Origin of the sequence: Flavobacterium glaciei, assembly GCF_003350545.1 — a bacterium.
Classification (GTDB): Bacteria; Bacteroidota; Bacteroidia; order Flavobacteriales; family Flavobacteriaceae; genus Flavobacterium; species Flavobacterium glaciei.
Genome location: NZ_QQBA01000008.1, coordinates 90,780 through 115,432, shown reverse-complemented (window position 1 = coordinate 115,432; position 24,653 = coordinate 90,780). Strand labels below are relative to the sequence as shown.

The following is a 24,653-nucleotide window of genomic DNA, read 5'->3' as shown; positions in this document are numbered from 1 at the left end:
TTTGTTGCCATTCCTCCTTCGTCGGAATGACAAAATCATGGGGGTTATTCCTAAACATAATGACATTGGGCGTTCGTTTGCAACGAGTGTCAATTTTAATTTAAAGTACTATCTTAGCGTTAGCAACGTTGGCATTTTAATTTTAAGAATCTCCGCTCGCGCGGATATCCACAATCGTTAGCTCAGTTTAGCAAACTGTCCCCGCAACGAGAAGCGAATAAATATTAGCCAAACTGGGAGGGATTGCTTCGTTCCTCGGAATGACTTAAGCCTAACGCTAACAAATAAACCAAAACAGCAAATAAGTACGAACCATTAAACAAACCAATGAAATCACTACTAACTACATTACTTGTACTGTTCAGTCTTACAACATTTGCGCAATCGAACGGACTTGCTGGTGATTACAATCGTACTTTGGGCACAGCAGGCGATCATTTCATTGAATACAAATTGACCTTACATCAAGATGGAACATTTGTATTTCATTCGTATTCTAAAATCAAAAACGGGTTTCCACCTGAAGTAAATAAATACGGAAAAGGAAAATGGACTGCGAAAGACAATGTGATTACTTTCTCTAGCAACAAACAAGAAGACTTTGATGAAAAATACACGTTGGATTTCAATACATCTAAGGCGAGATTCATAACTAAAAATCCCAGAGATAAAAGTGACCGAATCATCCAGACCAAAATTACGTTTGTTGAATCAGAAATTCCCTGGATGCAACGACTGGATATGTTTAAAATATAATCCTGCATAATATTCCCCAACAAGCGGTGCTTTATAAAAGGTTACCGCTTTTTTTTATTTATTCTTTAAATAATTCTCTACTTTTTATTACAACGTTGAAGATTTATAAATAAAATCAATCTCCATTAATAATAGTGTAAATATATTTTTGTTTAATTATTTGTTAAAAAGATTAAACAACGGTTTTTAATGTGTACATTTGAAATCTAAATAATTTAAACTTAAAACATTGACTATGAAATTAGTAAAAACAATTAGCGCATTTGTATTATTAGGAGTGATTACTACTTCTTGTGGAGAAAAAAAACAAGCAGAATCTACAGAAATGACTGATTCTACAGCAGTAGCTATGGACACTACCGTTGTTGTAGAGTCATCAACTATTGTAGATGTAGCGGCAGGAAATGCAGATTTCTCAACATTAGTTACTGCAGTAAAAGCAGCAGGATTAGTTGAAACGTTAAGTAGCGAAGGTCCTTTTACAGTTTTTGCACCTAATAACGCTGCATTTGCAAAACTTCCAGCAGGAACTGTTGATGGTTTGTTAAAACCAGAAAGTTTAGACAAATTGAAAGCAGTATTAACGTATCATGTTGTAGCTGGAAAATTTGATGCAGCTACTGTAATTGATGCAATAAACAAAAACAATGGAAAATATACTGTAACAACTGTTCAAGGTGGAACTATTGTTTTGAGTTTGAATGACGGAAAAGTGTTATTGACAGATGCAAATGGAGGAACTTCTACAGTTGTTCTAGCTGATGTGTCTGCTTCAAACGGAGTAATACATGCAATCGACAGTGTTGTTATGCCAAAATAAGGTTTTAATTCATTAATTCTAAAACCGTTGCAATTTTTTGTAACGGTTTTTTTTTGATTTTAAACTTCAGATAGCAACTGCAATATATACTAGACAACGTTATCTAAAACTAATTTGCAGTTCAATAATTTATTTTATCAATTGTTCCATTCCTAACAATCGTCACCGTAGTTAAATAAATTACCAATCACTAAGATACCCACAATCTTCAGCACAGAATTGCCATCCGTGAACACGACAATGAATAACAAACTGGAAGGGATTACTTCGTTACTCGCGATAAGGTAGCCCAATCAATCTGATATCAAAAAGCGTTAACACATAATTACTTCGACAATTTGCTATAGCACGGGTCTAATCTGTACCCATAAACAAAAGCAGGTAATACATAACAAAAAACGATATTTATGATAAGCCATTGATTTTTTTTTGGTGCAAAGACTGACTGAGAAATGATTAAATCACAATAGTATTAGGGGTAAAATGCTATGAGCACCGAATTCAATTGATTATCAATATATTGATTGAATTTATTTATATTTGTGTAGTTATGGAGGAAAAAAATTTATATATAATCGCAGGATGCAACGGAGCCGGAAAAACTACTGCATCCTTTACAATCTTACCTGAAATTTTGGATTGTAAGGAGTTTGTAAATGCTGATGAAATCGCTAAAGGTCTTTCTCCTTTCCAACCCGAAAAAGTAGCTTTTGAAGCCGGACGAATTATGCTACACCGAGTCAATGAGTTACTTCAACAAAATGAAAATTTTGCCTTTGAAACCACTCTTTCAACAAAAAGTTACAAAAACAAAGTTCTTGAAGCCAAAAGAAATAATTACAACGTTACCTTACTTTTTTTTTGGTTAAAAAATCCTGAATTAGCAATAGAAAGGGTAAAAACGAGGGTTATGGAAGGCGGTCATAATATCCCCACTGATGTTATTGAAAGAAGATATATGAAAGGAATAAAAAACTTATTCGAAATTTATCTACCAATTATGGATCAAGTTCTTATCTTTGATAATTCAGAAGGTAAGCATAAATTAATAGCTGAAAAATCTAGTAGCGATGAATTAATAATTCTTGATGCACAAAAGTTTAATGAATTAGAAAATTACTTATGACAACTGAATCAAAAATAGAGCGCAGAAATAAAATCATAAAAGGACTTGAAAAAGCATATGAGAAAATGCTTGATTTCAAAAAAGAACGTAAAAGCGAACTTGTTATTATTCAAGATAATAAGATTGTAAAAATAAAACTATAACTAATTCTTACCCTATATTTAAGGTTACTTTTATAAGAAATACGATTCAAAAATAATCTAATAATAAAAAATAAAGGTTTGACTTTTTTATTAAAGTTGAGCCATTTTTTTTTCATAGTATGTGTGATAAAATCTGTTTCCAATCTTTTATCTATTTACTTTTTTTTGAAAACAAAAAGAAATCAATAGCCCTGATGGAAGCGGCATCCTCGAAGCGTAGCGCAGAGATACAGCGGACAGCAGGACGATTCGTTACTGAAAAAAAAAATTGTTCTGCTCCTAAAAAATAGTACACCCAAGCCGTTCAAAACTCCTATAGATTTATTTTTAATACCAATTTCTAAATTCCTAATTTGCACCCTTAAATCAATAGGGAAAAATGAAGGTCTGTATTGCCGAAAAACCAAGTGTAGCAAGAGAAATCGCATCCGTTTTGGGAGCCAATACCAAGCACGATGGCTATTATGAAGGCAACGGTTATCAGGTCACATACACTTTTGGTCATTTATGTACCTTGAAAGAACCAAACGATTACAAACCGCACTGGAAAAGCTGGGACCTCAACAACTTACCGATGCTTCCCGACAAATTTGAGACGAAAGTGGTGGAGAATTCGGGGATTCAAAAGCAATTCAGAATCATAAAAAGTTTGTTCGACAAAGCTGATTTGGTCATCAACTGCGGGGATGCCGGGCAAGAAGGAGAACTCATTCAGCGCTGGGTAATGAATGAAGCACAATACAAAGGCGAAGTACAGCGCTTGTGGATTTCGTCCCTGACAACCGAAGCCATCAAAGAAGGTTTCCAAAACTTAAAACCATCCGCCAACTACGATAATTTATACTATGCGGGATTTTCCAGAGCCATAGGCGACTGGTTACTGGGTATGAATGCCACGCGATTGTACACCGTAAAACACGGTGGCTACAAACAAGTTTTGTCTATTGGAAGGGTGCAAACCCCAACATTGGCAATGGTCGTGGACCGATTCAAAGAAATTGAAAATTTCAAACCGCAACCGTATTGGGAATTACAAACCTTGTACAGAGAAACACTTTTCAGTTATGAGGAAGGTCGTTTTTTGAAAAAAGAAGATGGTGAATTACTCGCCAATAAAGTCAAGGAAAGTGAGTTCGAAATTGTTTCTGTCGAAAAAAAGAACGGTAATGAGTTTGCACCAAAACTATTTGATTTAACAGGTTTACAAGTGTTTTGCAATACCAAATTTGGTTTTACGGCAGACGAAACGCTTAAAATTGTGCAGACTTTGTACGAGCAAAAAGTAGTTACCTATCCTAGAGTCGATACCACATTTTTACCAAATGATGTATATCCAAAAGTACCTGGGATTCTGAAAAACCTGACTAATTATACTGCGTTGACGCAGCCGCTTTTGGAAAAAAAGATAAAAAAATCGCCCAAGGTTTTCAACGATAAAAAAGTAACGGATCACCACGCCATTATTCCAACGGGCGTACAAAATAATTTGCAGTACAATCAGCAACAGGTTTATGATATCATTACCAAACGTTTTATTGCCGTGTTTTATGACGATTGTTTGGTTGCCAATACTACCGTAGTCGGAAAAGCTGCCGATGTTTTATTTAAAACTTCCGGAAAAGAAATCTTGAAAAAGGGATTTCGTATCGTTTTTGATGCTTCGACTGCGCTCAGCACAAACGCCAAAGAAAAAGAAGCCGATATCTTACCTAGTTTTGTTGTGGGCGAAAAAGGTCCTCACCTACCTTCGTTTTTAGAAAAAGAAACTAAACCACCCAATCAATTTACCGAAGCTACCTTGTTGCGCGCCATGGAAACCGCCGGAAAACAAGTGGATGATGAAGATTTAAGGGAATTGATGAAAGAAAACGGTATTGGTCGCCCGTCAACGCGAGCCAATATCATAGAAACGCTTTTTAGACGCCAGTACATAGTAAGAAACAAAAAACAGGTTTTGCCAACACCTACGGGGATTCAACTGATTGATACCATTCAAAATGAACTGGTAAAGTCAGCTGAACTGACGGGTTCATGGGAAAAGCAGTTGAAAGATATCGAAAAAGGAACTTTTACCGCAGGTTCTTTCATCAAGAACATGAAAAACATGGTCGAAACTTTAGTTAATGAAGTACGCAGCGAAACCAGACGCGCCAATATTTCGCATGCGGGAAGCGTTCAAAAAGAAGTGGTAAAAGTCGAGAAAAAGAAAGCAGCCGGAATTTTGGCGGAAGCCTGTCCAAAATGTAAAAAAGGAACACTTATCAAAGGGAAAACTTCGTATGGCTGTTCTGATTATAAAGCGGGTTGCACCTTCTTATTGCCTTACACTTTTGCAGAGAAAAAAATATCAGAGAATCAATACTTGCGAATGCTACAAAAAGGCTCTACCGTAAACTTAAAAGATTTCAAAACCAATGCCGACACTGTGGAGGGTTTACTTCGCTTTGACGAAAATTTCCAACTCGTATTAGAACCTAAGAAAACTTTGGCGAAAACCGTGCCAGACGAATTAACCTGTCCGAAATGCCAGAAAGGAACGATTCTAAAAGGAAAAACAGCCTATGGTTGCAGTCACTATAAATTGGGATGTTATTTCAAAGTCACTTTTGACACTGTCCGATTGAAACTAAAAGATCAAAAACCTACGAAGGAATTAGTTTATACTATTTTAAAAGCCAGTGTTTAATTTTTCCCCATATAAGTCATATAAGAATATTTATGTTAGCTGCTAAACAATCGCTTATATGACTTATATGGTTAAGTTTTTTTAACGGTTGCATTTGAAATATTAATTTGAAAAAGTATTCAAAACTCTGGTCTTTTTTGAAAATTTAAAAACTAAAAAAAGAACACTATTCTAATTATTGTTAACTTAGCTTAAAGAAAATAATCATTTAAAATCTAAAGATATGTTCCAGAAAATGACTCTTGTAATAATTTTGCTTGCTTTGGTTTCTTGTAAAGATTCGGGTGCAAATGAAAAAGAAAAAATAAAAGCTGCAAATTGGCTTTTGGGAAATTGGGAAAGCAAATCAGTAGAGGGAAACCTTACCGAAACTTGGAAAAAAGTAAACGACAGTACCTTTCAAGCGCAATCGTACTTCATCAAAGAAAAAGACACGCTACATTTTGAAACTATAACTTTGCAACAAAAAGGGGAAGAGTTGACTTATACCGCTGCCGTTAAAGGACAAAATAATGACAAACCGGTCGATTTCAAAATGACAACTTCAACAGAAAAGCAAATGGTTTTTGAAAATGCCAAACACGATTATCCTCAAAAAATAAGTTACACGCAGGTTACTACAGACAATATAGTGGCAAAAATTTCGGGAATCCAACAAGGAAAACCTAGCTCCGAACAGTTTTCGATGAAAAAAATCAAATAAAACTTCAATCTTTTATACTTAAATCAAAACCTTGCTCGTAAACAGCAAGGTTTTTTTATGCCTTTAAAACACTGTTTTCTAATAGTATAAAAAATATTCTTAAAACACTATTTATATTTAATCTAAATAAGTTTTGTTAAACCGAAATCAGATTATATATTTGCATCGTTATTTTTAATTATTCCAAATAAACAAACATGAAATATATTTTCCTTCCCACATTAACATTTTTATTTAGTTTGACTTGTTTTGCACAAGAATCAGTACATACAACTGAAGATACAAATTTTGCAGACCCTTTTGGAACAATAATGGACACTGTAAAGAACAAAAAAGGTGGAGTTCTTAAAGAAGTTGTTATTACAGCCAACAAAGAAAAAAAACCAGTTTATGCATTAAGGTCAGGCTTAAAACCTATGGATACACCACAAAGCTTACAAGTTATTGGGGCTGAAATTATTGGGCAACAACAAGCGATTCGTCTTAGTGAAGTAATCAAAAATGCCAATGGTGTCTATGTTGGTTCAGCTCGCGGTGGTGCTCAGGAATCATTTTTCTCTAGAGGATACGATATGTCAGCCAATAATATGCTGAAAAATGGTTTCCGTTATAATGCAGGATCTATCCCAGAAGTTTCAGGTTTAGAAAAAGTAGAATTCTTAAAGGGTGGTTCTGCCTTGCTATATGGAAATGTTGCTCCCGGTGGAATTTTAAACCTAGTGACTAAAACACCTTCTTTCAAAAGCGGTGGCGAAATCACCATGCAAGCCGGAAGTTATGCCTACTACAAACCTTCAGTTGATTTTTATGGCCCTTTAAATAAACATATCGCCTACCGTTTTACAGGTTCTTATGAAAACGCTGAAAGTTTTAGAGATGTTGTAAAAAACGAGCGTGTTTATGCAAATCCATCATTCCTATTTAACGTAAGCGATAAAACTCAAATTACGGTTCAAGGTGATTATTTAAGTGCCGATTGGACACCTGATTTTGGAACAGGAATTATAGGTAAAACTATTTTAGATTTGCCTCGAAACAGCTTTTATGGTGCACTTTGGTCTACTGGAAATACAAAATCTGCTAGTGCATCCGTATTATTAAACCATAGTTTTAATGAAAACTGGAAATTAAATTTTAACACCTCGTTTCAAAATTATGATAGAAGTTCTAAATCAACTGCTCAATTATCAAATCTAGATACTTATGCAACTCCTGGTGACTGGAATAGAGGATTAGTTCAGAATAAAAACTCAGAACAAATTTTTGGTGACCAATTGAGTTTACAAGGAATTTTTGCGATTGGTAATATTAAACACCAAATATTTACTGGAGTAGATTATGAAAACTCTTTAGCAACAGCTAACACCTTCGCTTTTTATGATGCAAATAATAAAGTAATCACTACTTATGACACTATAAATTTATTTACCTACAATCCAAGCGCACCAGCGGCAGCTATACCAAACTCGAGAGCTACCCAGATTGTTTACACGGACACACAACGTTTTGGAATCTACGCACAAGATTTAATTTCATTTACTGAAAAAATCAAACTTTTAGCAGGGCTGCGTTGGTCTTGGAAAGAATCACAAGCGGATACGCATAACTTGACTAAAAATCCAGTTACTATTACCGAAGGCGCCAAACGTTTAGACATTGCTTTTTCTCCAAAAATTGGATTAGTGTATCAACCAACAAAAGACATATCATTGTTCGCTAGTTACTCGAACTCGTTTACCCCAAATACAGGAACAACAGTAGATTTAATACCCTTAGAACCATCAATTATAGACCAATACGAAGCAGGAATCAAAAAAGATTTTTGGAAAGGCGCCTTAAGTACTAATGTAACTGTTTACCAAATTACAAACAGTAACTTAGTTCAAACGGCTATTTACAAAGCTGACGGCTCCTTAAATATCAATCCGATAGATCCAAATTTAAGAGAGTTAAGCGGTGAAACGAAAAGCAAAGGAATCGAAATAGATATTACAGCTAGACCTGTAGCTGGATTAGGAATCAATGCCGGCTATAGCTATAACGACATGCGATATGAGAAAACTTCAGGATTAAACGGGAGCCCGATAGTAGGAGCCCGATTAGCTAGAACACCCGCTAATACAGCTAACTTGAGTTTTTTTTACACTTTACAAGAAGGAATATTAAAAGGAATGTCACTTGGAGCCATAGGGAATTACATTGGAAAACGCGTTGGGGGTTGGAATAATCAAAATGATTCTACAAGACCTAACGGTATTTGGGATAGAGAAATTCCTATAGATGGATATACTACAATTGATGTTTCTTTAGGATATGAATGGAAGAAATTCTCTATTCTATGTAAATTATCTAATGTTACAAATGAATTAAATTACACGGTACACGAAAATTACAGTGTAAATCCAATTGCTCCTCGTCAGGTAATGACAAACTTGAAATACAAATTTTAATTAAACCTTTTTACGGATAATTATTCTTACGCATAATACATTTCACAAAACACAATCAAATGAAAAAGAAAAACTTCAGAAATTTACACAGGGATTTAGGCTACTTCTATATTGGACTCATTATTTCGTTTGCAATCTCTGGACTTATGATGAACCACAGAGATTCTTGGCATCCTGAAAAATATACTACAGAAACAAAAATCATAAATATAAAATTACCCGAAGAAAGTAAAATAAACGATAAATTCGCAGAAGATTTGGGTAAAAAACTGGGCGTCAAAGATAAATTCAGGCGTCATAATATAAAGAAGGGTGTTTTTAAAATTTCTTTTGAAAAACACGATATTGAAATTGACATGAAAACCGGTAAAGGTGAAATTGTCAAGTTCGTAAAAACTCCAATTATAAGCCAGTCTATGAGTCTACATAAAAACACTTCTAATTTTTGGATTTATTATTCTGATATTTTTGCTTTAAGTCTAATTATCATTGCATTAACTGGAACTGTAATGATTAAAGGTGGTAAATTCAGTTGGAAAAACAGAGGTTGGAAACTGGCAGTAGCAGGAATAATTTTTCCATTAATTTTCCTATTCTTATTAGCTTAAAATTAAATATATAAACATAAAAAATCCCAATACTGATAATTTTCAGGATTGGGATTCTTTTTTTATAATCTATTAAATTTTACTTTAATCCAGCTAAACTATGTTGGATAGTCTCAATTTTAGATAAAGCATCGGTTTCTTTTTGTCTTTCGTTTGCCAAAACTTTCTCTGGCGCACCTGCCACAAATTTTTCATTTGCCAGTTTATTTTGAACTGATTTCAAGAAGCCTTGTGTATAAACTAACTCAGCAGTCAGTTTTGCTATTTCCTCTTCAACATTGATATTTCCGGTAATAGGAATAAAATATTCATTCGACTTAACACGAAAAGATAATGCTCCTTCTACTTTATCTGAAACATATTGTAATGATGTAATGTTACCTAATTTAGTTATTACAGTATCAAAATAAGTAGAAACTTTATCATTGTTTACTGCTTTCAATTCGATAGCATCTTTAAAAGGAATATTCTTGTCCTTACGAATCGTTCTAATTCCAGAAATCACTTCAATAGTATGTTCAAAATCAACGATTAAACCCGCATTAAAAGGTTTCATTTCCGGCCAAGTTGATACGATTAACGCTTCTTCTGGAGTTCTATGAGCAAGATACTGCCAAATTTCCTCTGTCAAAAACGGCATAAACGGATGCAATAATTTCAAATTGTTTTCCAGCATTTCTATGGCTTTCGCCAAAGTTACGCTGTCAATGGGCTGTTGATATGCCGGCTTTATCATTTCGAGGAACCAAGAACAGAAATCGTCCCAAACCAGTTTGTAAATTGCCATCAATGCATCAGAAATTCTGTATTTCTCGAAATTATCTTCGATTTCTAAAAGCGTTTGTTGCAATTTGGCTTCATACCATTCAATCGCTACTTTCGATGATTCCGGTTGTGGTATAGCATCAGAAACTTCCCAACCTTTTATCAATTTGAACGCATTCCAAATTTTATTAGTAAACGCTTTTCCTTGGTTACACAATTCTTCGTCAAACATAATGTCATTTCCTGCAGAAGCACTCAAAAGCAATCCAACACGAACTCCATCGGCGCCAAATTTCTCAATTAAATCTAAGGGATCAGGCGAATTTCCTAATGATTTAGACATTTTTCGACGTTGTTTATCTCGCACTAAACCAGTTAAATATACATTTGTGAATGGTTTTTTGTCTGTGTATTCATAACCGGCTATAATCATTCTCGCTACCCAGAAAAACAAAATATCTGGACCAGTAACTAAATCATTAGTAGGATAATAATATTTAAAATCTTCGCTTTCGGGATCCATTATTCCCCCAAAAACGGACATTGGCCACAGCCAAGAAGAAAACCAAGTGTCTAAAGCATCAACATCCTGACGTAAGTCAGAAGTGAGAAGTGAGAAGTTAGAAGTTTTAGATTGTGCTAATTTCAATGCTTCTTCAATTGTTTCTGCAACGACAAAATCCTCTTTTCCATCACCGTAGAAATACGCAGGAATTTGTTGTCCCCACCATAATTGACGGGAGATATTCCAGTCACGAATGTTGTTTAACCAATGTGCATATGTATTATTAAAACGTGCTGGATGCAATTTGATTTCACCATCTTCCAAAACGGATTTAATAGCTGGTTTTACCAAATCTTCCATTTTCAGGAACCATTGGTCAGACAAACGAGGTTCGATTACGGCTTTGGTTCTTTCAGAAGTTCCTACTTTATTCAAGTGTGTTTCTGTTTTAGCTAAAGCACCAATTGTTTCTAATTCTTTGGCAATTGCCTCGCGAACCACAAAACGATCTTGTCCTTGGTAGTGCAATCCAAAACTATTTAAAGTAGCATCTTCATTGAAAATATCAATAATCTCCAAATTGTGCTTTTCTCCTAATGCTTTATCATTCATATCGTGGGCAGGAGTTACTTTTAAACATCCTGTTCCAAATTCGATATCTACATATTCGTCCTCTATAATTGGAATAACTCTTCCACAAATTGGCACAATCGCCTTTTTCCCTTTTAAATGGGTAAACCGTTCATCATTCGGATTGATACAAATTGCTGTATCTCCAAAAATAGTTTCCGGACGTGTGGTTGCAATCGTCAGGAAATCTTCACTTCCTTCGATTTTATATTGTAGGAAATATAGTTTTCCTTGTTGTTCTTCATAAATTACTTCTTCGTCTGATAAAGTCGTTTTTGCTTCGGGATCCCAGTTTACCATTCGGTATCCGCGATAAATCAGACCTTTGTTGTATAAATCTACAAATGATCGAATTACTGATGCTGACATATCAGGATCCATTGTAAATTTAGTCCGTTCCCAATCGCATGAAGCACCTAGTTTTTTTAATTGGTCTAAAATAACACCGCCATATTTGTCAGTCCATTCCCAAGCATGCGCCAAAAACTCTTCTCGAGTTAAATCATTTTTATTAATCCCTTCGGATTTTAATTTTGCAACCACCTTAGCTTCAGTAGCAATCGATGCGTGATCTGTCCCCGGAACCCAACAAGCATTGAATCCTTTAAGACGAGCTCTCCTAATTAATACGTCCTGAATGGTATTATTTAACATGTGTCCCATGTGCAAAACTCCAGTAACATTAGGCGGAGGAATTACTATGGTATATGGTGTTCTATGGTCTGGTTCTGAGTGAAAATAATTGTTTTTCATCCAGTAGTCATACCACTTATTTTCAATGGTTTTAGCGTCAAATTGTGCAGGAATTGTCATAAAAAGCAACTGTTAAAACCAAAATTAAACTTTGGTCTGATATTTGTAATTCTAATTGGGAACAAAAGTAAATAATTAAGTACACTATAAAAAGAGAAATAAAAATTTGTGCGTTAATTAAAAGAAAGTAAATTTACTAAATGAATTTAAATAAAATAAAATGAAAAAAACAATAGCTTTATTCGCATTCGCATTAATCAGCAGTATTGGTTTTGCTCAGAATGGCCCAAAAATTGAATTCGCAGCCCAAGACAATACCATTGATTATGGAAAGGTTACTAAGAATGAAAATGGCTCACGTGATTTTATCTTTACAAATACAGGTAATGCTCCATTAATTATCACTAATGTGCTTTCTACTTGTGGCTGTACGGTTCCTACAAAACCAGAGCAACCAATCATGCCGGGAAAAACAGGTACAATAACAGTGAAATATAACATGGCGCCCGGTCCAATAAGAAAAACAATAACAGTTGAGTCTAATGCTGTGAACTATGAGGGTGGTCGAGTAGCATTAAAAATTAAAGGAGAAGTAATTTCTAATTAATTTAGACAACAAAACAAACTAAAAAACACTTTTGGATACTATTTCCAAAAGTGTTTTTAATTTATAAAATATTATATAATTGAAACCTGAATTTTAGAATTTCACTATCACGTTCTATTTCTAAAGTAATCCAATTTTCTTCTTCCTCCTTAAATAGTGCATTAATTTCTTGCAATGAAAGTTTATTAATGGGATTATTATTAATCCTATTAAGTACATCTCCTTTAAGCAAACCCGCATTTGCTGCAGGAGAGTTTTGCCTCACATGAGCAATCTCATAAATAGGTTTTAATTGAAATTTATATTTAAAATCATTCGTAAACACTCTGATACCATCGGACTCATTAAATTTTGAGGACAAGGGAACCGTTTCCATTCGTACGGTTTCTTGAACCCATTGTAATCCATTTTGTTGAATTTCAACTCCACTTTTATTGTAGCTGAAAGGCGCAGTGTAATCACTATTCTTTTTTAAATATAATTGGTTGTTTTTATAGTCAAAAACTAGTGCGAACCGCTTCATAATCTCTCCACCTACTGAGCCTTTCCGATCTGGAACCATATTTACATTTTTAACTGATATGGAATCCGGAAAAGCCACCACAGGATTATTAAATTCAAAATCTCCCATCTCAAATTTTTTAATTACTGCTCTTTTACCTTTTACATCACCACTAAAACCTCTTCCTAAGAAATCTTCAAAATTTTTAGCTGGAACTTTAATCAATTCGGAGCGATCATGGAATAACCATAATGCATCGCTGTTTCCTATATCTATCAACAATTTTGAAGGAATTCTTTCACCATCCTGAAACACACTACTTAACATATAGGGCTTGGATTTTTCAATAGTAATAGGGATTTTTTTGTATTTTTTTTCAATTTTTTTCAGGTTTTGCTTATTGTCTTCATAAACTATTACATTCCTTTTTTTATAATTAACTTCTACTAAATTATTTCGAAAAAAATGGTATCCTATAATTCCGTTAACCGGAATTCCAACATGTGACGATAAATTAAAATCAGGATCCAAAATAATATAGAGCATGTGATTTCTGTATTTCATACTACTGAATTCTAAAATATTATTAGTGGATTTTAATCCTTCAACGGCCTCTTGACCACCTAATCCTCTTAGTAATATTTTTTCGGCATTAAAAAAACGAACTTCCTTTTTATCTTCTAAACTAAACAATATAGTTTCGGCTACGCCAGTATCCAATAAAAAATTTAATTCAACCCCATTTACTTTGATAGGCACAAAAACCAAATTATTAATCAATTTAAAAGGGACAATAATTTTCTTTACGTCCTTTTCAAACCGGAATCCCTGTTGTGCAAAAACAGGGAAAACAAACAAGTAAAATAATATAGTAACTATTGTTTTTTTCATTGGTAATCTTTTACATAAAAATACTAAATAAATCACATCAAAAATGCAGATTTAACAATATATACATCTTTTGATTAGAATAAATTCGGAAAAAAAATTGCAAATTTGCAATTCAATAATTTAAGACTATGCCAACAATATCAAACAAAGGCAAATTAATGCCAGAATCGCCAATACGAAAATTGGTTCCATACTCAGAAATTGCTAAGAAAAAAGGGAATAAAGTATATCATTTAAACATTGGTCAACCAGATATAAAAACGCCTGAAGTTGCCATGAATGCTGTTAAAAACATTGATTTAACCATTTTAGAATACAGTCATTCTGCTGGAAACGAAAGTTATAGAAAAAAATTATCGGCGTATTATATCAATCAAGGTATTTCAGTAAATATCGAGGATATTATAATTACCACCGGAGGATCCGAAGCGCTTATGTTTGCCATGGGAAGTACGATGGATCAGGGAGATGAGATTATTATTCCAGAACCTTTTTATGCAAATTATAATGGATTTTCAACAGCTTCAGGAGCAACTGTAGTTCCAGTAATTTCAACAATTGAAACTGGTTTTGCACTTCCTGCAGTAGAAGATTTTGAAAAACTGATTACACCAAAAACAAAAGCAATACTAATTTGTAATCCAGGAAATCCAACTGGATATTTATATTCGAAAGAAGAAATTATGAAACTGGCTGCGTTAGTCAAAAAACATGACTTATTCTTAATTTCTGATGAAGTTTATCGTGAATTCACTTACGATGGTGATATACATTATTCTGTAATGAATGTTCCGGGACTTGAAGATCATGCCATTATGATTGATTCGGTTTCAAAAAGATACAGTATGTGTGGCGCAAGAATAGGATGTATTGTTTCTAAAAATAAAGAAGTAATGGCTACTGCGATGAAATTTGCTCAAGCAAGATTAAGCCCGCCAACCATAGAACAAATTGCAAGCGAGGCCGCTCTGGACACACCGCAAAGTTATTTTGACGAAGTAATTTCAGAATACAGAGAACGCAGAGACACCTTAATTGAGGAGTTAAATAAAATAGATGGCGTTATTGTAAGCAAACCAAAAGGTGCATTTTATTGTATTGCGCAACTGCCTGTTAATAATGCTGATGCTTTTGCACAATGGCTTTTAGAAAGTTATGACTTAAACGGTGAAACTGTAATGGTTGCTCCTGCTGCCGGTTTTTATTCTACTCCGGGAATGGGTTTAAATCAGGTTAGAATCGCTTATGTTTTGAAAAAAGAAGACTTAATTAGCGCAGTACGCATACTAAAAGCAGCAATTCCAGTTTATAATGCAACCCAAACTGAAGCGTAAATAAATCCAATCTTTAGATTTACTACTTCATTGATTTTTTATAAAAGGCAATAACGAACTCGTTATTGCCTTTCTTTTTGGGTCCAAAATACAAAGAAGAATTTCTTGACGAACCGATAAAGTAGTCTTAAATAGTAGAAGCGATAGAAATTCTTTAATTTTTATTATTTATCTTTACCGCTTAAATAAATATACCCACTATAATAGTTGCTTTTAATGATAAAAAACGAAGAATTTCAAGACGAAATAGGAGACAATCATGTTAGTTTATCCGCTAATAATCCCGTAAGACATGATGCTTTTAACCTTACTGATGAAGAAAAAGTTGAAAAAATAAAAAAAGACGTTGAGAATATCCTTCAAACACTTGGAATGGACTTGACCGACGATAGCTTAAAAGGAACACCTAATCGTGTTGCCAAAATGTTCGTTAAGGAAATTTTTGGAGGTTTGAATCCTTCAAGAAAACCAAAAGCTTCCACATTTGACAACAATTACAAATACGGTGAAATGTTAGTTGAAAAAAACATCATCGTGTATTCTACGTGTGAGCATCATTTATTACCAATCATAGGAAGAGCACATGTAGCTTATATTTCTAACGGAAGAGTTATAGGTTTGTCTAAAATGAACCGTATTGTGGAATATTATGCCAAAAGACCTCAAGTTCAAGAGCGTTTAACGATGCAAATTGTTCAGGAATTACAAATTGCTTTGGGTACAGAAGATGTAGCTTGTGTAATTGATGCCAAACACCTTTGCGTAAATTCAAGAGGAATCAGTGATATTGAAAGTAGCACTGTAACATCCGAATTTGGTGGGAAATTTAAAGATGCCGTAACTCGTAGAGAGTTTTTGGATTATATTAAATTAGAAACTAAGTTCTAGTCCTCTCCACGACCTTCTCCAAAGGAGAGGGAGCTTGGTCTGGTAAAATCAGAACAAGATTATAACAATTATTAATAACACATTCACGTCTCAACTCCCTTCCCTTTGGGGAGGGCTGGGGTGAGGAAAACAATAATCTACAATGCCTTTATACAGTAGCCAAAATCTAAAAATATACAATTCTCTTTCAGGAGAAAAAGAAACATTTACACCCATTCACGAAGGAAATGTTGGGATGTATGTTTGTGGACCCACGGTTTACAGTAATGTGCACCTTGGAAACGTGCGTACCTTTATGTCATTTGACGTGATTTTCAGGTATTTTTTGCATTTGGATTACAAAGTACGCTATGTTAGAAATATTACTGATGTGGGTCATATTGTGGATGATGTGGATGAAGGTGAGGATAAGATTGCCAAAAAAGCACGTCTGGAGCAACTAGAACCTATGGAAGTTGTACAGCGTTACACTGTAGATTTTCATGATATTTTGAATGAATTTAACTTTTTGCCACCAAGTATTGAACCAACAGCAACGGGTCATATTATTGAGCAAATTGAAATCATAAAAACTATCATTGATAAAGGAATTGGTTATGAAGCCAATGGATCTGTTTATTTTGATGTCGTAAAATTTAATGAAACCAATCATTACGGACGATTAAGTGGTCGTAATATTGAGGATATGCTTACCAATACTCGCGACCTTGACGGACAAAGTGACAAAAAAAATCCACAGGATTTTGCACTTTGGAAAAAAGCGGAAGCCCAGCATATTATGCGTTGGCCCTCACCATGGAGCGATGGATTCCCGGGATGGCACTTAGAATGTACTGCAATGAGCACTAAATATTTAGGTAATCATTTTGATATTCACGGTGGCGGAATGGACTTGAAATTCCCGCATCATGAGTGCGAAATTGCACAAAACGAAGCCTGTACCGGTCAAACTCCAGTTAATTATTGGCTACACGCTAATATGTTGACTTTGAATGGTAAAAAAATGGCAAAATCTACTGGGAATAATATTTTGCCAAGAGAAATTTTGACTGGAGAAAATACAATTTTGAGTAAAGCTTTCTCCGCATCGGTTGCACGATTTTTTATGCTACAAGCGCATTACAGAAGTATTCTTGATTTTTCTGACGATGCCATTGTTGCTGCTGAAAAAGGATATAAACGATTAATGGAAGCGATGAGCTCATTAAAAGAAATCACCGCTGGTTCAAAAAGTACTATTGATTTCGCAGCGTGGAAACAATCCTGCTATGATGCGATGAATGACGATTTTAACACCCCAATTTTAATTGCGCAGTTGTTTGAAGGCGTTCGCTTTGTCAATTTGTTAAAGGATGGAAAAGAGACATTAAATACTGAAGACTTAAACAATTTTGCAAAAGCAATGCATGGTTTTGTATTTGATGTTTTAGGATTGGAAGATGAAAAAGTGTCTGACAGCAATAATGACAAATTAGAAGGAACGGTAAACATGCTTATCGAAATGAGAAAACAGGCTAGGGACAATAAGAATTTTGCCTTGTCTGATCAAATTAGAGATCAATTAATTGCTTTGGGAATTCAGTTGAAAGACGGCAAAGAAGGAACAACATTTAGCATTTAGTGTTTTGTTATTCTTTTTTAATAATTAGCGGAAAATCTCATGCAGAAACTAATAAAATATGATTTCTAAAATCCTCATATTTCCTTTTGTGCTATTGGTTCGCTTTTATCAAGTTGCAATTTCTCCGTTTACACCTTCCGCTTGCCGGTTTGAACCGACTTGCTCCTCTTATATGATTGAAGCCTTACGGATTCATGGTTTGTTTTACGGAGGTTTTTTAGGAATAAAACGTATAGTAAGTTGTAATCCGTGGGGAAGAACAGGCTATGATCCGGTTCCTAAGAAAACGCATAATCATAAAGATTCGCTTTTTTAGTACGAATTTTACTTTTAATCTCTATTTTTACGACAAATAAAAACACATAATTTATGACACACGCTTTAAACATAGTCTGGAATCCATCAGAAGGAATAGATTTGGGCTTTTTTATCGTCCGATATTACAGCTTAATGTTTGTAATTGCTTTTGGATTAGGCTGGTACATCATGAAACATATTTTTGAACGAGAAGGAGAATCGATAGAAAAACTGGATTCATTGTTTATCTGGACCGTATTAGCAACCTTAATAGGAGCCCGTTTAGGACACGTTTTCTTTTATGATTGGGAATATTACCGCAATCATTTAATGGAAATTGTTTTACCGTTTAGATTCAGTCCAAGTTTTGAATTCACCGGTTATCAAGGTTTAGCGAGTCATGGTGCTGCAATTTCTATAATAGTTGCCATGTATTTTTACAGTAAAAATATACTTAAAAGACCACAGTTATGGATTTTAGACCGCGTGGTTATTCCTGTAGCAAGTGGCGCAATTTTCGTGAGATTAGGCAACTTTTTCAATTCGGAAATTATTGGTCATGAAACCACATCTGCTTTTGGAATAAAATTCATCAAAGATCATTTTAGTCCGATGGATGCAGTAAATGCTACTCAAATTGCGAATCCTAAAGATGCATATACAGCCATTGCAACAGATCCTAAATTTGCAACTTTACTAGAACAAGTTCCTGTGAGACATCCCACGCAATTGTACGAAGCGTTTTGTTACGTATTCGTTTTTGTAATCTTATTTTTCATGTATTGGAAAACTGAGAAAAGAAATTATACCGGATTTATTTTTGGAATGTTCCTAGTTCTTTTATTTTCTGTTCGTTTTGTGGTAGAATCGGTAAAAGAAAGCCAAGGCGGATTTGAAAGTTCTTTAGGATTATTTTCTACTGGACAATGGCTTAGTATTCCTTTTATTTTAATTGGACTCTACTTTATCTTCACTGCTGAAAAACCCATTAAAATATAATATCCTACTTACTTAAGAAAAAAAGCTCTTGTCAACACAAGAGCTTTTTTGTGTTATCGTTTTAATGAAAAATGCGATTTAAATTTTTTTGGGATATCATTTTCTGTATACTCAATGCTGAACCAATAATCATTGGCTGGCATTGGTTGTCCGATATAAGTTCCATCCCAACCTAATCCATTGGGAAAAATTTCTTTTAAAAATTTACCATGACGATCAAAAATTTGAATTTTGGAATTTAATTGTTCTTGTAACGTAAATACATTCCATGTATCGTTGTATCCATCAGCATTAGGCGTAAAAAACTTGGGATAATTAATTACTAATACGTTAGTTCTAGTAATTGGTGGGCTACAACCATTTTTATCTTTTACTGTTACAGAGTGAGATCCAAAAGAAACATTTTCAAAAACTGCACTTTCCTGAAAGAGTCCATCATCTAATTGATACAAAAAATCGCCAGTTCCTGTAGCAATAACTGTTACTATTTGATTTTTAACAAAAGCCTCTGAAACTGTCCAATTTACATCTAAAAGTGTATTGGAGGGAATCACAGTAACATTAATTGTTTGTGAAGTTGTACATTCATTTGAACTTGGAGAAAAAACATAAGCACCACTTACCATATTGTTTATAGTTGCTGGCAACCAAGTTCCTTTAATTCCATTTGGAGATGTAGTATTTAAAATAGGCGCTACTCCTCCCCTACAGATTGAAATATTGGCAAAATTAGGTTGTACAAGAGGCCTTACCGTTACTGCTAATGTCTGGCTATTTATACATTTAGAATCATTAGGTACAAAAACATAATTCCCGCTGGTTGTATTACTAATCGTTGATGGCGACCATGTTCCCGTGATTCCATTAGGAGAAGTAGGACTTAGTAATGGTGCTGGAGTTCCGGTACAAAAAGGAACTATAGCAGGAAAATCAGGAGTCTTAATATTAGCTGGAGAACAAGTTGTTGTACAAGTTACGGTTTGTGGAGTCACACAAGCTTTTGCACCTACAGCAGTTATAGTAAACATAACAGATTGTTTTTCATTCAATCCTGAAACTGTAAAATTAGAAGGAGCTGTGTGAGTTCCTGTTATTGGTGCTCCTCCATCAACCGTATAACTATAAGTAAAACTAGATTGTCCGGTATTTGCAAAATCAAATTTAATAGAATTTGGTGTTATTGTTTGGCAGTATAAATCTAATTTTTGGTTAACATAAACAAATATTTCTGTTCTAGGAGCACTCTCTATCCCACCAATTACTTGAGTTACATAATATGTAAGCGGAGTTGGGCTCGCAGTTGCAGTAGTTATCGGAGTTGGAGCATTTGTAGAAAATGACCCACCAGTAGCTGTTGTATACCATCTTAATGTACCACCTCCAGAAGTTGTTGCTGATAAAGGTGAAGCATTATCATTCAAACAATAATATAAGAATTTAGGGTTAGGAGTTGGTGGAGCAGTTTGACCAAAAATGCTAAAGCCAAAAAATAAATTAACGAAACAAATAAAAACTGTAGACTTAATAAAATTTTCCATTATTAGATAGGTTTTAATTTCATCAAAAGTATAAAGCACTTTAACAATATGGTAAATATATAAATTATATACTTTCATAATAAGTAAGTACATAAATATTAATAGATTATAAATTTGAATTAAATTTAGCAGTAATTCTATAAAAAGAATAAAAAACCAAAATCAATATTTTTAGTATTATAACCCGAATTAGAAACTTGCAATCCAGCATTAGAAACATGACGGAAATTCGGTCTTACATCAAAAATCATTTTATTTATTTTTAAAGTTAGACCTAAGGCCAATACATCCGAAAAAGCAAAACCTTTTGACAAGCGCTCGGTGGCAGTATCAATATACATAGGGCCTACACTTCCTAACACATACATACTTGCCTTTTTTGACAAAGAATAGCGCATTAATAATCCTAAATTAAATATGTATTCATTGCACGATTTTAGCTTTGTATACCGTTCTCTTTTTTCGATATAATTTTCCTCTTCAGGTTTAACAAAGTAAAGATTTAAAAGCTGGTGTGTTCCCATATTATACTCAGGTTGTACTACCAAATCATAACTTAATCTATTAGTAGCAATAATCGTTTTCATAAACTGAAGCTTTACATATTGATTTGTGTAGGTATAATTTCTATTTTCAAACTCACTACCAAAACCTACCGCAAAACCAATCTTTATATCTCCTGGAGTTTCTTGGGCGTTACATGCAATAGATAAAGCATACAAGCCGTAAATAAAAACAATAATATTGCAGTACCTCATATCAAAAAAATCATCTATACGCTACAATAATAACAAAAAAAATAGGTTCAACTTACGTTAAACCTATTTTTATTATAGTAGCTACTTCTTTTAATTACTCAGCAGCGTGCTCTTTTTCGATAGTGGTTTTATCTTCTTGAGAGAACGTATCAACTAATACTGGCGTCGCAATAAATAAAGATGAATACGTACCTACAATGATACCTACTAACATAGCAAAAATAAATCCTCTAATTGACTCACCTCCAAAAAGGAACATCGTCAATAATACAATAATCATTGTCAAAGAAGTATTTAAAGTTCTAGATAAAGTAGTATTAATAGATGCATTTACTATGCTTTCAAAACTTCCTTTTCTTTTTCCTAAAATGAATTCTCTAATTCTATCAAATACAATTACAGTATCGTTCATCGAATATCCAATTACCGTAAGAATTGCAGCTATAAAGTGTTGGTCCATTTCCATGTGGAAAGGCATGAATTTATAACATAAAGAGTATATACCTAATACAAAGATAACGTCATGCGCAACAGCCGCAATCGCACCTAATGAATACTGCCATTTACGGAAAGAGATCATAAGGTATAAAAAGATTACTGCAAGAGCACCTAAAACAGCCCAATACGAGTTTGTTTTGATATCCTCAGAAATAGAAGCTCCTACTTTTGAAGCTTGCAATACCCCCACTTTCTTACCATCAAAAGAATTTGTGAATTGATCATAAGAAGTACTTGGGAAATACTTAGCTAAAGCTTTGTATAATTTTTCATTAACCTCTTTATCTACAGCAATTCCGTCTTCTTTAATTTTGTATTTAGTTGTGATTTTCAATTGATCATCATCACCTAAAACTTTTGCTTCTACAGGAGTAGCAAACGCAGCTGATAACTCCTCAGATACTACTGAGGCATCTACAGGCTTTTCAAATTTCACTTGGAAAGTTCTACCTCCAACAAAATCTACACCTTGATCTAAACCATTAACAAAGAAAATAGAAATCAAACTTACAACTACAACTATAGAAGAGAAGATGTACGTAAACTTTTTGATTTTGATAAAATCATAGTTAAAGTTTGTAAACCAATTTTTAGTCATATTAGTACAGAAAGTTAAATCTGCCTTACCTGCAATATTTCTATCGATAAAGATTCTAGCTATAAAAATAGATGTAAATAATGAAGTTGCTATACCAATAAGTAATGTTAAAGCAAAACCTTTAATAGGACCTGTACCAAAGATAAACAAGATTGCTCCAGTTAATACGTGCGTTACGTTTGCATCAATAATAGAACGCATAGCACCATGCCATCCGTAAGCTGAAACAACTGCATCGGATAATGTTTTCCCGTCGCGTAACTCTTCTTTAGCTCTTTCAAATATAATGATGTTTGCATCTACTGCTGTTCCTAATGTCAATACAATACCTGCAATACCTGGCAATGTTAATACAAAACCAAAACTAGACATGATACCAAACAAAAACAATAAGTTTAATAACAAGGCTAAATTAGCATACCAACCTGCTTTTCCGTAATAAAATACCATCCAGAAACAAACTAGTAAAAATCCAATTATTGATGAAATCAATCCAGCGTCAATAGAAGCCTGACCCAATGAAGGCCCTACTACAGTTGACTGAATAATATCTGCCGAAGCTGGTAATTTACCCGCATTAAGAACGTTAGCTAAATCCTTAGTTTCTGTGATATCAAAAGCACCAGAAATTTCAGATCTTCCACCTGAAATAGGACCACTAGATACTCCCGGAGCAGAATAAACAACATTATCTAAGACAATCGCAATATTACTTTTTTGAGTAAATGCTCTTCCTGTTAACTCTTCCCAACCTTTAGCTCCTTGAGAGTTCATTTGCATCGACACAGCTGGCTTCCCTAACTGGTCAAAAGTATCTTTTGCATCTGTAACTACAGCACCAACCATAGCTGGATTATTATCTCTGTTACCGCGCAAAGCGTATAATTCTACAACTTCAACTTGCTTTTTCTTATCGTCAGTAATATTTAATGGTTTACCCCAAACAAATTTAGCGTAAGTCAATTCTGCAGGTAATAATATTTTTATGTCTTGTCTCTTAAAATAAGCGTTTATTGTAGCAGTATCTTTTGGCGAAAACAAACCTAGAACTGGACCGCCACCTTGACTTACAATTTTATCAAACAAAGGATTTTGTCCTTTTTTTGCCGCTGTAGAATCTTTAGTGTCTGTTAATAATGCGCTTAATGAATCTTTAACTACTGGTTTAACTTCAGCAGTTTTGATTTCTGTCTTTTTCAAGGCCTCATTAGCAGCCATTAAGAAATTACCAACTTCCTCAATTTTGTACGTTTCCCAAAATTCAAGTTGTGCTTTACCTCCTAATAACTTTTTAATTCTATCTACATCTTTTGCACCAGGAAGTTCTACAAGAATTCTTCCAGTTTCTCCTAATTTTTGGATGTTAGGTTGCGTTACTCCAAATTTGTCAATACGCTCTCTTAATACTTTAAAAGCGCTTTCAATAGATTCGTCTACTTTTCTTTTGATTACTTTTTGCACTTCGGCATCAGTCATTTGAAAACTAACACCACCTTCACCTTGTAAAGATCTGTTTGCAAAAATATCTGGAGAAGCTAACTTTACTGTCCCTTTTGAATTAGCTTCAAAAGCTTCGTAAAATTTATTCAAATACGTTTTGTTTCCTTCAAAATTAGCCGAAGCATCAGCTAAAGACTTATTAAAAACTGGATTTTTAGAGTTGTTTGATAATCCTTTCAAAACATCTTTTATAGAAATTTGAAGAATTACGTTAATTCCTCCCTCTAAGTCAAGACCTTTGTTGATTTGTTTGTTTTTTACTTCATCATAAGTAAAATCAGTAAACCCAAGGTTTAATATTTTTTCTTTACCAATAGAATCTAAATATTTTACTTCTTTCTCAGGATTTCCACCTGCAAAAGATTTTGCATCGCTCTTGATGTTATTGGCCACAAAAGTGAAAGAAAGTTGGTAAATACTTACCAATGCAAATAGAATTGCGAAAAATTTAATAAGTCCTTTATTCTGCATTATTACTAAAAATTAATTATTTTTTATTTATTTATTTTTGCTTTAAACCATGTAAAACAATACTTTACCTTGTATTTTAAAAGTTAAAAAAGAAGTTAAAGAGTTATCTCATTTTTTTTAAACCGAGCAAATATATAATTAACGTTAAGATTAACCAATTAATTTATAGATTAATCTCAAGAAAAAGACTGCAATGGTGCAGTCTT

At 33.9% G+C, this 24,653-nt stretch carries 19 protein-coding genes; 14 read left to right on the top strand and 5 right to left on the bottom strand.

The annotated features are described in order from the left end of the window. The first annotated feature begins 327 nt into the window (after window positions 1-327). From DFR66_RS08780 to DFR66_RS08750, 8 genes are all read left to right on the top strand, one after another. Window positions 328-756 (top strand): copper resistance protein NlpE N-terminal domain-containing protein, encoded by a 429-nt coding sequence (locus DFR66_RS08780; RefSeq protein WP_114754467.1) that lies wholly within the window; start codon window positions 328-330, stop codon window positions 754-756. Between the two features lie 235 nt (window positions 757-991). Then, window positions 992-1,576, top strand: coding sequence for a fasciclin domain-containing protein (locus tag DFR66_RS08775; protein WP_114754466.1), 585 nt, complete (start codon window positions 992-994; stop codon window positions 1,574-1,576). A 550-nt stretch (window positions 1,577-2,126) separates the two neighbouring features. Beyond that, complete coding sequence (locus tag DFR66_RS08770) at window positions 2,127-2,702, top strand: zeta toxin family protein (protein ID WP_114754465.1); 576 nt, start codon at window positions 2,127-2,129, stop codon at window positions 2,700-2,702. Beyond that, complete coding sequence (locus tag DFR66_RS13905; RefSeq protein ID WP_167400505.1) at window positions 2,699-2,845, top strand: hypothetical protein; 147 nt, start codon at window positions 2,699-2,701, stop codon at window positions 2,843-2,845. The genes DFR66_RS08770 and DFR66_RS13905 overlap by 4 nt, the downstream gene beginning before the upstream one ends. Window positions 2,846-3,224: 379 nt before the next feature. Further along, on the top strand, window positions 3,225-5,531 hold the full coding sequence (locus DFR66_RS08765) for a DNA topoisomerase 3 (RefSeq protein ID WP_114754464.1): 2,307 nt from the start codon (window positions 3,225-3,227) through the stop codon (window positions 5,529-5,531). A gap of 223 nt (window positions 5,532-5,754) precedes the next feature. Continuing rightward, on the top strand, window positions 5,755-6,234 hold the full coding sequence (locus DFR66_RS08760) for a DUF6265 family protein (protein WP_114754463.1): 480 nt from the start codon (window positions 5,755-5,757) through the stop codon (window positions 6,232-6,234). 197 nt (window positions 6,235-6,431) lie between these two features. Then, entirely contained in the window at window positions 6,432-8,684 is a 2,253-nt protein-coding gene (locus tag DFR66_RS08755; protein ID WP_114754462.1) for a TonB-dependent siderophore receptor, read from the top strand. Window positions 8,685-8,743: 59 nt separating this feature from the next. Further along, window positions 8,744-9,292: a PepSY-associated TM helix domain-containing protein gene (locus tag DFR66_RS08750; RefSeq protein WP_114754461.1), complete on the top strand. Its 549-nt coding sequence runs from the start codon at window positions 8,744-8,746 to the stop codon at window positions 9,290-9,292. A gap of 79 nt (window positions 9,293-9,371) precedes the next feature. Here the strand turns inward: DFR66_RS08750 and DFR66_RS08745 are convergent, their stop codons facing one another. Then, complete coding sequence (locus DFR66_RS08745) at window positions 9,372-12,005, bottom strand: valine--tRNA ligase (RefSeq protein ID WP_114754460.1); 2,634 nt, start codon at window positions 12,003-12,005, stop codon at window positions 9,372-9,374. A gap of 160 nt (window positions 12,006-12,165) precedes the next feature. On the opposite strand from DFR66_RS08745, the gene DFR66_RS08740 reads away from it, so the two are divergent. After that, the gene (locus tag DFR66_RS08740) at window positions 12,166-12,552 is read left to right on the top strand and encodes a DUF1573 domain-containing protein (RefSeq protein ID WP_114754459.1); all 387 of its coding nucleotides are present in this window, start codon (window positions 12,166-12,168) and stop codon (window positions 12,550-12,552) included. Window positions 12,553-12,613: 61 nt separating this feature from the next. Here DFR66_RS08740 and DFR66_RS08735 read toward each other — a convergent pair whose 3' ends face one another. After that, window positions 12,614-13,945 (bottom strand): PDZ domain-containing protein, encoded by a 1,332-nt coding sequence (locus DFR66_RS08735; protein WP_114754458.1) that lies wholly within the window; start codon window positions 13,943-13,945, stop codon window positions 12,614-12,616. Between the two features lie 128 nt (window positions 13,946-14,073). Between DFR66_RS08735 and DFR66_RS08730 the strand changes: the two genes are divergently transcribed. The 5 genes from DFR66_RS08730 to lgt all read left to right on the top strand — a co-directional run bounded on the left by DFR66_RS08730 (window position 14,074) and on the right by lgt (window position 19,084). Continuing rightward, on the top strand, window positions 14,074-15,279 hold the full coding sequence (locus DFR66_RS08730) for a pyridoxal phosphate-dependent aminotransferase (RefSeq protein ID WP_114754457.1): 1,206 nt from the start codon (window positions 14,074-14,076) through the stop codon (window positions 15,277-15,279). 216 nt (window positions 15,280-15,495) lie between these two features. Continuing rightward, window positions 15,496-16,167: a GTP cyclohydrolase I FolE gene (folE, locus tag DFR66_RS08725; RefSeq protein WP_114754508.1), complete on the top strand. Its 672-nt coding sequence runs from the start codon at window positions 15,496-15,498 to the stop codon at window positions 16,165-16,167. Window positions 16,168-16,309: 142 nt separating this feature from the next. After that, window positions 16,310-17,788: a cysteine--tRNA ligase gene (gene cysS, locus DFR66_RS08720; protein ID WP_114754456.1), complete on the top strand. Its 1,479-nt coding sequence runs from the start codon at window positions 16,310-16,312 to the stop codon at window positions 17,786-17,788. Window positions 17,789-17,846: 58 nt separating this feature from the next. Then, a complete protein-coding gene (yidD, locus tag DFR66_RS08715) occupies window positions 17,847-18,104 on the top strand; it encodes a membrane protein insertion efficiency factor YidD (RefSeq protein WP_114754455.1) in 258 nt (85 codons plus the stop codon). A 53-nt stretch (window positions 18,105-18,157) separates the two neighbouring features. Beyond that, window positions 18,158-19,084 carry a prolipoprotein diacylglyceryl transferase gene (gene lgt / locus DFR66_RS08710; RefSeq protein WP_114754454.1) on the top strand — a complete coding sequence of 309 codons (927 nt, stop codon included), beginning with the start codon at window positions 18,158-18,160 and terminating at the stop codon, window positions 19,082-19,084. Between the two features lie 53 nt (window positions 19,085-19,137). On the opposite strand, the gene DFR66_RS08705 is transcribed toward lgt, so the two are convergent. The 3 genes from DFR66_RS08705 to secDF form a co-directional block, all read right to left on the bottom strand. Next, complete coding sequence (locus DFR66_RS08705; protein ID WP_158634644.1) at window positions 19,138-20,622, bottom strand: T9SS type B sorting domain-containing protein; 1,485 nt, start codon at window positions 20,620-20,622, stop codon at window positions 19,138-19,140. Window positions 20,623-20,759: 137 nt separating this feature from the next. Next, complete coding sequence (locus DFR66_RS08700; RefSeq protein ID WP_114754452.1) at window positions 20,760-21,380, bottom strand: acyloxyacyl hydrolase; 621 nt, start codon at window positions 21,378-21,380, stop codon at window positions 20,760-20,762. A gap of 94 nt (window positions 21,381-21,474) precedes the next feature. Beyond that, the gene (gene secDF / locus DFR66_RS08695) at window positions 21,475-24,447 is read right to left on the bottom strand and encodes a protein translocase subunit SecDF (RefSeq protein WP_114754451.1); all 2,973 of its coding nucleotides are present in this window, start codon (window positions 24,445-24,447) and stop codon (window positions 21,475-21,477) included. Window positions 24,448-24,653: the final 206 nt, after the last annotated feature.